Source organism: Nocardioides cavernae (genome assembly GCF_013410035.1).
Lineage (GTDB): Bacteria > Actinomycetota > Actinomycetes > Propionibacteriales > Nocardioidaceae > Nocardioides > Nocardioides cavernae_A.
In genome coordinates this window covers 320,259-331,703 of record NZ_JACCBW010000004.1, presented here as the reverse complement: position 1 = coordinate 331,703, position 11,445 = coordinate 320,259, and the positions used below count along the sequence as shown (strand labels likewise).

The following is an 11,445-nucleotide window of genomic DNA, read 5'->3' as shown; positions in this document are numbered from 1 at the left end:
AGCATGGCTCCACGAGTACAACCACCACCGGCCCCACACCGCCATCGGCGGGTCAGCACCCATCACCAGGTTGATCAACCTCACCGATCAGTACATCTAGCCGGACCAGCCCTTCGACCGCTCGACGGCCTCGCTCCAGCGGGCGTACGACGCGTCCAGCGCCGCGCGGTCGCCCCCGGGCTCGAACCTCCGGTCGAGCGCCCACGTGTCGCGCAGGTCGTCGGTCGACCCCCACGTCCCGGTGCCGAGGCCGGCGAGGAAGGCCGCGCCCAGCGCGGTGGTCTCGACGATCTCGGGGCGCTCGACGGCCCGGCCGACCTGGTCGGACTGCAGCTGGCACAGCAGGTCGTTGGCGGCCGCGCCGCCGTCCACGCGGAGGGTGGTGAGCTCCGGCAGCGTCTCCAGCACGTCACGCACCTCGTACGCGATCGCCTCCAGGGTGGCGCGTACGAGGTGGGCGCGGGTGGTGCCGCGGGTGATCCCGATGACCATGCCCCGGGCGTGCGGGTCCCAGTGCGGGGCGCCCAGCCCCGTCAGGGCGGGGACGAAGTACACCCCGTCGGTGTCGTCGACGGTCGAGGCGATGGCCGCCGTCTCGGCCGCGCTGCCGACGATCTGCAGGCCGTCGCGCAGCCACTGCACGGCCGACCCGGTCACGAAGATCGCCCCCTCGAGGGCGTACGTCATCTCGCCGCCGGGGGAGCGCCAGGCGGCCGTCGACAGCAGGCCCGCGTCGCTGCGCACGACCTCGCCGCCGGTGTTGGTGAGGATGAAGGAGCCGGTGCCGTAGGTGCACTTGGACTCGCCCTCCTCGAAGCAGGTCTGCCCGAAGAGCGCCGACTGCTGGTCGCCGGCGATCCCCGCGATCGGGAGCGACAGGCCCAGGAAGACCGCCGGGTCGGTCGGGGCGACCTCGCCCCAGTTGGGCACGATGTCGGGGAGGGCGTCGCGGGGCACGCCGAACAGCCCGCACAGCTCGTCGGACCAGTCGCCGGCCTCGAGGTCGAACAGCAGGGTGCGGCAGGCGTTCGAGACGTCGGTGACGTGCCAGGTCCCGCGCGTCATCCGGGCGACGAGGTAGGAGTCGACCGTCCCGACGGCGTACCGCCCGGACTCGACCAGCGCCCAGGTGTGCGGCTCCTGCTCGGCCAGCCACAGGAGCTTGGTGCCGGAGAAGTACGGGTCGAGCCGCAGCCCCGTGAGCTCGGCGACCCGGTCCTCGTGGCCGTCGGCGCGGAGGCGGTCGCAGATGTCGGCGGTGCGGCGGTCCTGCCACACGATCGCGCGCCGGGGAGAGCCCAGGGTCTCGCGGTCCCATAGCACGATCGTCTCGCGCTGGTTGGTGATCCCGAGCGCGGTCAGCTCCGACTGGTCGACCTTGCCGAGGACCTCGCGGGTCGCCTCGAGGGTCGCCTGCCAGATCTCCTCGGGCGAGTGCTCGACCCAGCCGGGCCGGGGGAAGTGCTGGCGGAACTCCTGGTAGCCCGTGGCCTGGATCCGCCCGTCGGGCGTGACGACGACCGCCGTCACGCCGGTGGTGCCGGCGTCGATGGCGAGGATGCTCACGACTGGTCCTCGCCCCGGATGATCGCGAGGATCCGTCGGTCGATCCACGCGGGCCGGGCGCCCGCGTCGACGCGCATCTCGTAGTTCTCCGACCCGACCCACATGTGGAAGCTGTCCTTGCCCTCGGCCTTGGCGAGCGCCTCGAGCTCGACCATCAGCGCGTCGTCGACCGGCACCTGCTCCTCGGGCGTGGAAGCAGTCAGGTAGAGCTCGTTGAGGTCGACCAGCCGCGCCAGCTCGGTGACCGGGTCCGCGTGGTCGTCGACGCGCAGGTCGACCGCGACGTCGTCGTGACCTCCGTAGCCGGCGCCGTCGCGCACGACGAGCAGGGCGGCCGACTGCCGTCCGCGGCTGTCGCCCCCGGCCGCGTCGCCGGCGGCCAGCGCGGCGAGCAGCCGGCGCTCGAGGGACTGGTCGGCGGCCTTCGCCCATGCGCGCTCCATCGCCTCGACGACCTCGGGCCCGGTGAGGATGTTGCCCTGGATGGCGTAGCCGCCCCGCTCGCCGCTGCGCCCGGTCGTGCCGCCGGCCCACGCGAAGCAGTCGGAGCCCGTCCACGTCGCCGCGTTGCCGTCGGAGTCCACGATCCCGACCTGCCGGTGCTCGCGGCCGTCGTCCTCCTCGACGAGGCGGTCGAGGGCGACCTGCGCGGTCGCGCCCTCGTCGAGGTGCGCGAGCCCGAGGTACTTGTACGCGATGTTGGCGTCGGCCTGCGTGGCGATGGCGCCGACCCCGGCAGCGGCCGCGGGGACGGCGGATCCGACGGCGAGGAACTTCGACGCGACGGCCACCCCCCACGACTCGCCGTCGTCGGACCGGGCAACGATGGAGAAGGTCATACCCCGGACCCTAGTGTGACCCTGTGCTCAGCCGTCTCGGATTCCCCCGCGTGGGGGAGCATCGCAGGTTCGTCGCGGCCATCGTGGCCGACACCGTCGGCAGCGGCCTGTTCATGCCCATCACGCTGCTCTACTTCGTCGCGATGACGGACCTGTCGCTCGTGCAGATCGGCTCGGCGATGTCGCTGTCGGCCCTGCTGACGATGCCGGGCGCCTTCGTGATCGGCAGCCTCGTCGACCGCTTCGGCCCGCGGCGGATGATGCTCGTCGGCAACCTGGTGCAGGCCGTCGGCATGGTCGCCTACCTGTGGGCCGACTCGTTGCTCGCCGTCGCGCTCTGGACCACGCTGCTCAACATCGGGCGCCAGTCCTTCTGGGGGTCCTTCGGCAACGTCGTCACCGCCATCTCGGCACCGGGGGAGCGCGAGCTGTGGTTCGGGTTCCTCCAGGCCGTGCGCAACCTCGGCTACTCCATCGGCGGCGTCCTCGCCGGCATCGCCCTGCAGATCGGCACCGACACCGCCTACCAGGCCGTCGTCGTCATCAACGCGGTCACCTTCGTCGTCGCGTTCGTGCTGCTGCTCGACGTGCCCGACCACCGGGCCGTGTCGCCCGAGGGGGCACCGGTCGAGGGCTGGGCAACCGTCCTGCGCGACCGGGCGTACCTCCGGCTCGTGATGGGCCAGCTCGGCTTCGTCTCCGGCATGATGGTGCTCAACTTCGCGCTGCCGGTCTACGTCGCCGAGACCATCGACCTGCCCGGGTGGGTCGTCGGGGCGATCTTCACCCTCAACACCGCCATGGTCGGCCTCGGGCAGGGGCTGGTCGTACGCCGGATGACGGGGCAGCTGCGCCACCGGATGATGGGCCTGGCGCAGGTGGTGTTCGTCGCCAGCTATGCGATGTTCGTCCTCGCCGGCTGGCTCCCGGTCTGGCTCGCCGTCACCGTGATGCTGGTCGGCGCCGCCGTCTACACGATCGGCGAGCTCGTCGGCGGACCCGTCCTCAGCGCCACCGCGGCCGAGGCGGCGCCCGACCACCTGCGCGGGCGCTACCTCGGGCTGTTCCAGCTGAGCTGGGGCATCGGGGGAGCGGTGACGCCGATCGCCTTCACGTGGCTCCTCGAGCGCGGGCCGACCACGATCTGGTGGGTGCTCGCGCTCGTCGCGGTCGTCAGCGCGGCGTACCTCCAGGGTCTGCCGCGCACGCTGCCGGCCGCCGGCCTGCGGGTGACCAACGCCGCGGGCGAGGAGACCCCCGAGCCCGCCTGACGGGTCAGGCCTGGCCGATGCCCGCGAGCAGCTCGGTGAACCAGGGCTGCGTCGCGTCGAACGGCTTGTGCCCGGCGATCCGCTCGAACTCGATCGCACGGAGCTCGTCCCCACGGTCCTCGTCGTGCCCGATCACGCCGGGGCGGCCGTCCAGCGCCGACGCGACGGCGAGCTCGGCCATCTCGCGGATGAGCGCGAGGTCGGTGTCGTTGGCGGGCGCGGAGCGCGAGAAGTAGCCGGACTTCTGGACCATGCGCTTCTCGGCGCCGATCGCCTCGGAGAAGCGGTCGGCGAAGTAGCGACCGGGGTTGATCGTGTCGATCTTGACGTGCCCGAACGGGTCGCGCCCGACCTCCTCGCCGGCCGCCTCCAGCTCGGCGACGATGTCGTCGATCCCGGCACCCTCGGCCAGGAAGATGTTGACGCAGCCGACCTCGTCCATCACCGCACGCAGCCGCGCGGCCTCGGCGGCCAGGTCGATGCCGAGCTCGGGGACGTAGACGGCGTGGATGGCCCACTTGCGCGCGTCGAGGCCGATGCCGGGCAGCCACTGCTGCTCGGCGTGCCACGCCATGTAGTCGCGGGCGGCCGCGGCGGTGAGCCACCCGCTCGCGCGGCCCATCACCTCGTGGACGATGAGCATGCGGGGGTTGGACCCGTGCTCGGCCAGCACGTTCTGGGCGAACCGGGAGGCCTGCTCGGCGGCGGTCTGTGCGCCGAGGCTCTGCCGGATGGGGACGATGTCGTTGTCGATCGTCTTGGGCAGCCCCACGACGGTGAGCTGAGAGCCCTGGGTGGCGAGGTACGCCGCGAGGTCGGCCGCCGCGGTGTTGGTGTCGTCGCCGCCGATGGTGTGGAGCACGTCGACGCCGTCCGCCTGCAACCTGCGGGCGGCGACCTCGAGCGCGGTCTCGTCCTCGCCGATCAGGCCGCGGGTGCGGCAGTCGGCGTCGTTGGTCAGCTTGACCCGGCTGTTGCCGATGGGGCTGCCGCCGAAGCGGTGCAGCAGGGCGGCTCCCGCGCGCTCCTCGGGGCCGATGGTGACGCTGTTGCCGGTGAGCAGGCCGTGGTAGCCGTGCCGGTAGGCGATCAGCTCGATCCCGGGGTCGGCGGCGTCGTAGGTCTCGATGAGGGCGCCCACGGCGGAGGAGAGGCAGGGGGCGTACCCGCCTGCGGTGAGGAGAGCGACTCGCTTCGGCATGGGCAGCAGGGTAGGGCACATCCCTTGGAACGATCCAATGGTCCACGACACGGCGTGCCGGGAGTGCCGCGGTGGTTGCCTCACGGCGCACGCACGCGCCAAGGTGAGGGGCACCGTGCGTCGGCGCGGAACCACGACGGGAGTCTCGATGAGTGCCACAGAAGCCACGCAGCCGGACGTGAACGGGCCCGAGGACACGGACCTCAAGCGGGTCCTCGGCCCCAAGCTGCTCCTGCTGTTCATCGTCGGCGACATCCTCGGTGCGGGCGTCTACGCCGTCACCGGCAAGCTGGCCGGTCAGGTGGGCGGCATCGCCTGGCTGCCGTTCCTCGTCGCGTTCGCCGTGGCCACGGTGACCGCCTTCAGCTATCTCGAGCTGGTCACCAAGTACCCCCAGGCGGCCGGGGCCGCGCTCTACACGCACAAGGCGTTCGGCATCCACTTCATCACGTTCCTCGTGGCCTTCACCGTCGTGTGCTCCGGCGTCACGAGCGCGTCCACGTCGTCCAACCTGCTGGCCGCCAACCTGCTCATCGGGTTCGGCAACGACGAGCCGAGCTCGGCCGCGGTGCTCGTCACGGCGCTGGTCTTCATGCTCGTGCTCGCGGCGATCAACCTGCGCGGTGTCGGGGAGAGCGTGAAGTTCAACGTGATCCTCACCCTCGTCGAGATGACCGCCCTGGCCATCGTCATCGGGATCGGCGTCTGGGTCATCGCCCGCGGCGACGGCGACCTCGGGCGGATCACCGTGTTCGAGAGCCCGGACGACAAGGGCCTGTTCATGGCCGTCACCATCGCCACCGCGATCGCGTTCTTCTCGATGGTCGGCTTCGAGGACTCGGTCAACATGGTCGAGGAGACCAAGGACCCGATGAAGATCTTCCCGCGCACGATGCTCACGGGGCTGGGCATCGCGGTGGTCATCTACATGCTCGTCGCCATCTCGGTCGTCGCCGTCATCCCGGCAGGCCAGATCGCCGAGCCCACGAACGCCGAGGCCGGCATCCTGCTCGACGTGGTCAAGATCGGTGCGCCCGACCTGCCGATCGACACGATCTTCCCGTTCCTCACCGTCTTCGCCGTCGCCAACACCGCGCTCATCAACATGCTGATGGCCAGCCGCCTCATCTACGGCATGGCGCAGCAGGACGTGCTGCCGCGCTCGCTCGGCAAGGTGCTCCCCGGCCGCCGGTCCCCGTGGACCGCGATCGTCTTCACCACGCTCCTGGCGCTCGCGCTGATCAGCGTGGTCACCCTCGACTCGGAGTCCTCCGTCGTGGCGGCACTGTCGGGGACGACCGCGCTGCTGCTGCTCGCGGTCTTCACGATCGTCAACATCGCCTGCCTGGTCCTGCGTCGCGACCCGACGCCGGACGGCGCGTTCCGGGCCCCCTCCTACCTGCCGGTGGTCGGCGCGATCTGCTGCGCGTACCTGCTGGGTCCGTGGGCGCGGCTCGAGGCCGACATGGTGCAGTACAAGATCGCGGGCGGCCTGCTGGCGGTCGGCGTGGTGCTCTGGGCGCTGACGTGGATGACCAACCGCGGCGTGCGCGCCAAGAAGACCGGGTTCCGCGACATCGACCACCTCGAGTGAGCGACACGGCCCGGCTGGTGCCCGGGCCGGTGGAGTGCGCCCTCTACGGTGGGGCGAGTGACTCGACGACCCCTCGGCCCCGTCCTCGCGCTGCTCGTGGCGTCGGTGCTCGGGTGCTCGACGGTCACCCCGCCGTCCCCCTCTGCCAGCGCCACGCCGGGCGGTGACCTCCTCGCCCCGACGCTCGGATCGTCCCCGCGCGACCCGGCCGACGTCCTCGACACGCGTGGTCCGCGTGACCGGCCCCCCGTGCCGCGAGCCCCCGACCTGGACGACGCCTACCGCTTCGTCTCCGCGCCCGACTTCCTCAACCAGGACGTCGCCGACCTGACCGCCGACGGTCGTCGCGAGCACGTCGTCAAGGGCACCGGCGTGGTCGCCAACTCCACCAACGACGAGTACGACGCCGCCCTCGACCACGTCATCGCCGAGATGGCGGAGCAGGGCACCGACGACGTCCTCGTCGCGGGCGACCTCGTCGAGGGGCGGTGGGGACGCGACGACTCCCGCACCGGCGTGTTCGGTCCGGTCAGGACCGAGGCGCAGCGGATGCGGGCCTGGCGTCGGGCCGCCGCCGTCTACTACCCGGCCTGGCTCCAGCGCTTCACCGACCACGGCCTCACGACCTACACCGCCCTGGGCGACCACGAGGTCGGCGACGACCCGTGGCGCGCCAGCCGCCGACGCGCGTGGATCGACTTCAAGCGACGCCACGTCCCGGAGTTCAAGCGGATCTACGCCGACACGGTGCTGCGCGACGAGGCGGGCGAGCGCCGCTTCACCGACCGCCCGCGTCGCGGACCCGCCCGCGACACCGCGTACGCCGTGCGCCTCGACCCCGACGTGCTGCTGGTGACCATCGACGTCTTCGAGCGGCGCGGGGGGGACGTGCACCTGTCCGTCGACCCGCAGCAGCTGTCGTGGCTGCGCGGGGTGCTGCGGCGGGCGAAGCGCGACGACGTCCCCTGGGTGCTCGTGCAGGGCCACGTGCCGATGACCCCCGACGTCCGCACCCGCAACTCCAGCCACCTCGTCTACGAGAAGGGCACGCGGTCCGACCTGTGGAAGGTGATGGTCCGCGGCGGCGTCGACGTCTACCTCAGCGGTGAGGTGCACGACCAGACCGTCCACGTCGACGACGGCATCCTCCAGGTCTCGCACGGCTCGCTGTTCTACCGCGGGGAGGCGTCCTACGTGCTCGGCCAGGCCACGACCGACGAGCTCGTGCTGGAGAACCACCAGTTCCGCGGGGAGATCGGCTTCGACGACCGTCTGTGGACCACCTCGCGCCAGGGCGCGCCCGGCCACATCCGCTACCCCTACGGCTCGATCGTCACCGGCACCCTCGTCGCCAGCAGGACCGCGTCCGGTGGCCTCCGCGTCGACGAGGCGGAGGGCGTGCTGACCCCGCGCGGCTGACCGGGGCGTCCGGCAGGCGTCGCGGTTCGGGCGCGGCCGCCCCCGCGCCGTACCCTTGCGGGGTGAGTGCCATCCCCACCCTCGAGCAGCTGCACGCCCTCGGGCCCAAGCAGCAGCCGACCTACCCCGATGCCGGGGCGGTCGACGCTGCTGTCGCCCGACTCCGGACGGCGCCGCCGCTCGTCTTCGCGGGCGAGTGCGACGACCTCACCGAGAAGATCGCCGCCGTCACGCGCGGCGAGGCCTTCCTGCTCCAGGGCGGCGACTGCGCGGAGACCTTCGCCGGCGTCACCGCCGACAACGTCCGCAACAAGCTCCGCGTGCTGCTGCAGATGGCGGTCGTGCTGACGTACGCCGCCTCCGTGCCGGTCGTGAAGCTCGGCCGCCTCGCCGGCCAGTACGCCAAGCCGCGCTCGTCCGACCTCGAGACCCGCGGCGGCACCACCCTCCCGGCCTACCGCGGCGACGCCGTCAACGGCTACGACTTCACCCCCGAGGCCCGGGTGCCCGACCCGCAGCGGCTCGTCGACGTCTACAACTCCTCGGCGGCGACGCTGAACCTCGTGCGCGCGTTCGTCACCGGCGGCTACGCCGACCTGCGCCAGGTCCACACGTGGAACACCGACTTCGTGCAGTCCTCGCCGTTCGGCCAGCGCTACGAGGCGATGGCCGACGAGATCGAGCGCGCGCTGACCTTCATGAAGGCGATCGGCGCCGACCCCGACGAGTTCCACCGGGTCGACTTCCACTCCAGCCACGAGGCCCTGCTGCTCGAGTACGAGCAGTCCCTCACCCGCATCGACTCGCGCACCGACCAGCCCTACAACGTGTCCGCGCACTTCGTGTGGATCGGCGAGCGCACCCGCCAGCTCGACGGCCCGCACGTCGAGCTGCTGTCGCGGATCAAGAACCCGATCGGCATCAAGCTCGGTCCCACGACGACCCCCGACGACGCGCTGGCGTACGCCTCGCGCCTCAACCCGGAGAACACCCCGGGCCGGCTCACCTTCATCACCCGCTTCGGCGCCGGCAAGATCCGTGACGGACTGCCCGCGCTCGTGGAGAAGGTCACCGCCGAGGGGCTCAACGTCGCGTGGGTCTGCGACCCGATGCACGGCAACACGTTCGAGGCGTCCTCGGGCTACAAGACCCGCCGCTTCGACGACGTGATCGACGAGGTGCAGGGCTTCTTCGACGTGCACCGCAGCCTCGGCACGTGGCCCGGTGGCGTCCACGTCGAGCTCACCGGTGACGACGTCACCGAGTGCGTCGGCGGCGGCGAGGAGATCGACGAGGCCGGGCTCGCCAACCGCTACGAGTCCGTGTGCGACCCGCGCCTCAACCGGGTGCAGTCCCTCGAGCTGTCCTTCCTCGTCGCGGAGATGCTGCGGAAGGCCTGAGCCTGCCCGAGCGGTGAGCAGGACATGTTCTCGAGCCCTGGAACGTGTCTCACGCACCGCTCGTCGGCACACCGGACGGCCGTGATGGGATGACGTCCGTGATCGACCTGCGCTCCGACACCCTCACCAAGCCCACCGACGCGATGCGTGCGGCGATGGCCCGCGCCGAGGTCGGCGACGACGTCTACGGCGAGGACCCGACCGTGACGGCGCTGGAGGAGCGGGTGGCGGGCATGTTCGGCCACGAGGCCGCGCTGTTCACGCCGACGGGGTCGATGGCCAACGTGCTGGCCGTGGCGTCGGTCGTGGCCCCGGGCCAGGAGGTGCTCTGCGAGTCCTCGGCCCACATCGCGCGCGCCGAGCTGGGCGCCCACGGTGCGATCACCGGGCTCACCATGCGGACCTGGACCGCTCCTCGCGGTCAGGTGGACCTGGCTGCCATCGAGTCGATGTTCGCTCCCGACATGGGGATGTACTTCGTCCGCACGGCCGCCGTCTCGGTCGAGAACACCCACAACTTCGCCGGCGGCGCGGTCCTGCCGCTCGACGACCTGCGCGCGCTGCGGTCCTGGGCCGACACCGCCGGGACGAAGGTCCACCTCGACGGCGCCCGCCTCTGGAACGCCCACGTCGCCACCGGGACCCCGCTCGCCGACTACGGGCGGGTCGCCGACGTGATGGCCGTCTGCCTGTCCAAGGGGCTCGGCGCACCGATCGGCTCCCTCATGGTGGGGTCGGCGGACGCCGTGCTCGAGGCGCGCGTGCGGCGCAAGCGGATGGGCGGCGGGATGCGGCAGGTCGGCGTGCTCGCGGCTGCGGGGGCGTACGCCCTCGACCACCACGTCGAGCGGCTGGCCGACGACCACGCGCACGCGCGGCTCATCGGCGAGGCGCTCGGACTCGACCCCGCGTCGGTCGACACCAACATCGTGGTCGTGGACCGCCCGGACGCGGCCGCGTTCGTCGCCCGGGCGGCCGAGGCGGGCGTCCGGATCTCCGCGGTGGGCCCGCGGGCCGTACGCCTGGTGACCCACCTGGACGTGACCCGTGCGGACGCCGAGCGCGCCGCCTCGGTGCTGGCGAGCCTGTGACGAGGGAGGTCAGCCGGCCTGCCGGCCGCTGATCGAGATCTCGCTGACGGCGGTGTAGTCGCGCCCCAGGTCGCCCGCTCCGGGTGGGGTGACCGCGTCGATGGTGATCACCACGGTGCCGGTCTGCACGGGCGTCACGTCGAGGCGCTGCATCCCGGGAAGCTCGGCGAACGTCTGCTCCACGCTGGTGCCGTCGTCGAAGGTCCAGGTGACGGAGAGGATGCGGCGGTTGTTGGGGTACCAGTCGACGCCCGCGACCTGCTTGGCGTAGCCGTTGACCATCCCGACCCGCGACACCACGGCCGCCTGCGGCAGGGTGACCCGGATCTCCTGGCCCTCGGCGGCACCCTCGGTGCGCCACGCGGTGGTCGGGTCGCCGTCGCCCATCTGGCTCGCCTCGTAGGCGACGAGGTTGCCGTCGAGGTCCGTGGTCGGCGGCGCGGTGCTCTCGACGGCGAAGGTGGCGCCCTCGGCGAGTTGAAGGGCCCTGCCGACGCCGGTCGGCGCGTCCGTCGCCACCCCCTCCGCATCCGCCGGCGACTCCGCCGCAGCGGGTGCCGTCTGCTCCGACGTGCTCTGGCCGGCAGGGTCGGTGGCACTCACGTCGTCGTCGGCGTCGAACACCCGCAGCAGGACCACCACCAACCCGACGAGCAGCAGCGCACCCACGACCCAGAAGACCCAGGCGCGACCGTGGATCGGCGTCTCGTCGACGTCGTCGACGCTCTCGTAGGGGAGCAGGTCCTCGCGGGGGTCCCACTCGTGCCGTGCCTCGGTCTCGGGCTCGGGCTCGGGATCAGGCTCGGGGTCCGTCCCGGGCTCGGGGCCCGGTGCAGGTGCGGGCTCGGGGGCCGCTGCGTCGTCGGTGAGGTCCGGCGGGCTCGTGGGCGCGACCGGCGTGGGATCGGCCGCCTGCACCGGGGGCGCGATCGGCGGGTGCTCGACGACCTCGGGCGCGGGCGTGCCGACGGGGTGCCCGCAGTTGAGGCAGAACCGCCCCACCCCGAGCTCGGCACCGCACGCCACGCACCTGTCCACGGGGCCACGATAGGGGCAGGGGCCCA

At 72.1% G+C, this 11,445-nt stretch carries 10 protein-coding genes; 6 read left to right on the top strand and 4 right to left on the bottom strand.

Annotated elements, in window-relative coordinates:
• Positions 1-100: integrase core domain-containing protein (locus F4692_RS18220; protein WP_179621127.1), on the top strand; the 100-nt coding region annotated here is incomplete at its 5' end.
• Here F4692_RS18220 and glpK read toward each other — a convergent pair.
• A complete protein-coding gene (gene glpK / locus F4692_RS18215; protein WP_179621126.1) occupies positions 97-1,566 on the bottom strand; it encodes a glycerol kinase GlpK in 1,470 nt (489 codons plus the stop codon). The two genes, F4692_RS18220 and glpK, sit on opposite strands and share 4 nt — an antisense overlap.
• Complete coding sequence (locus F4692_RS18210) at positions 1,563-2,405, bottom strand: DUF1028 domain-containing protein (RefSeq protein WP_179621125.1); 843 nt, start codon at positions 2,403-2,405, stop codon at positions 1,563-1,565. Before F4692_RS18210 ends, glpK begins: the two co-directional genes overlap by 4 nt.
• A 50-nt stretch (positions 2,406-2,455) precedes the next feature.
• Between F4692_RS18210 and F4692_RS18205 the strand changes: the two genes are divergently transcribed.
• Positions 2,456-3,676, top strand: a complete 1,221-nt coding sequence (locus F4692_RS18205) for an MFS transporter (RefSeq protein WP_179621124.1) — start codon at positions 2,456-2,458, stop codon at positions 3,674-3,676.
• Between the two features lie 4 nt (positions 3,677-3,680).
• Here F4692_RS18205 and F4692_RS18200 read toward each other — a convergent pair whose 3' ends face one another.
• Positions 3,681-4,877 carry a pyrophosphate--fructose-6-phosphate 1-phosphotransferase gene (locus F4692_RS18200; RefSeq protein ID WP_179621123.1) on the bottom strand — a complete coding sequence of 399 codons (1,197 nt, stop codon included), beginning with the start codon at positions 4,875-4,877 and terminating at the stop codon, positions 3,681-3,683.
• Positions 4,878-5,025: 148 nt separating this feature from the next.
• Between F4692_RS18200 and F4692_RS18195 the strand changes: the two genes are divergently transcribed.
• From F4692_RS18195 to F4692_RS18180, 4 genes are all read left to right on the top strand, one after another.
• Positions 5,026-6,471: an APC family permease gene (locus F4692_RS18195; RefSeq protein WP_179621122.1), complete on the top strand. Its 1,446-nt coding sequence runs from the start codon at positions 5,026-5,028 to the stop codon at positions 6,469-6,471.
• A 57-nt stretch (positions 6,472-6,528) separates the two neighbouring features.
• Complete coding sequence (locus F4692_RS18190; protein WP_179621121.1) at positions 6,529-7,890, top strand: metallophosphoesterase family protein; 1,362 nt, start codon at positions 6,529-6,531, stop codon at positions 7,888-7,890.
• A 62-nt stretch (positions 7,891-7,952) separates the two neighbouring features.
• Positions 7,953-9,290 carry a class II 3-deoxy-7-phosphoheptulonate synthase gene (locus tag F4692_RS18185; RefSeq protein WP_179621120.1) on the top strand — a complete coding sequence of 446 codons (1,338 nt, stop codon included), beginning with the start codon at positions 7,953-7,955 and terminating at the stop codon, positions 9,288-9,290.
• An 89-nt stretch (positions 9,291-9,379) separates the two neighbouring features.
• Positions 9,380-10,381 carry a threonine aldolase family protein gene (locus tag F4692_RS18180; RefSeq protein WP_218858725.1) on the top strand — a complete coding sequence of 334 codons (1,002 nt, stop codon included), beginning with the start codon at positions 9,380-9,382 and terminating at the stop codon, positions 10,379-10,381.
• A gap of 9 nt (positions 10,382-10,390) precedes the next feature.
• On the opposite strand, the gene F4692_RS18175 is transcribed toward F4692_RS18180, so the two are convergent.
• Complete coding sequence (locus F4692_RS18175) at positions 10,391-11,419, bottom strand: NADase-type glycan-binding domain-containing protein (RefSeq protein WP_179621118.1); 1,029 nt, start codon at positions 11,417-11,419, stop codon at positions 10,391-10,393.
• Positions 11,420-11,445: the final 26 nt, after the last annotated feature.

Coding starts and splice junctions, on each gene's coding strand:
- F4692_RS18195 (WP_179621122.1), top strand. CDS start 5,026: ATGAGTGCCACAGAAGCCACGCAGCCGGACGTGAACGGGCCCGAGGAC.
- F4692_RS18180 (WP_218858725.1), top strand. CDS start 9,380: ATGACGTCCGTGATCGACCTGCGCTCCGACACCCTCACCAAGCCCACC.
- F4692_RS18200 (WP_179621123.1), bottom strand. CDS start 4,877: ATGCCGAAGCGAGTCGCTCTCCTCACCGCAGGCGGGTACGCCCCCTGC.
- F4692_RS18210 (WP_179621125.1), bottom strand. CDS start 2,405: ATGACCTTCTCCATCGTTGCCCGGTCCGACGACGGCGAGTCGTGGGGG.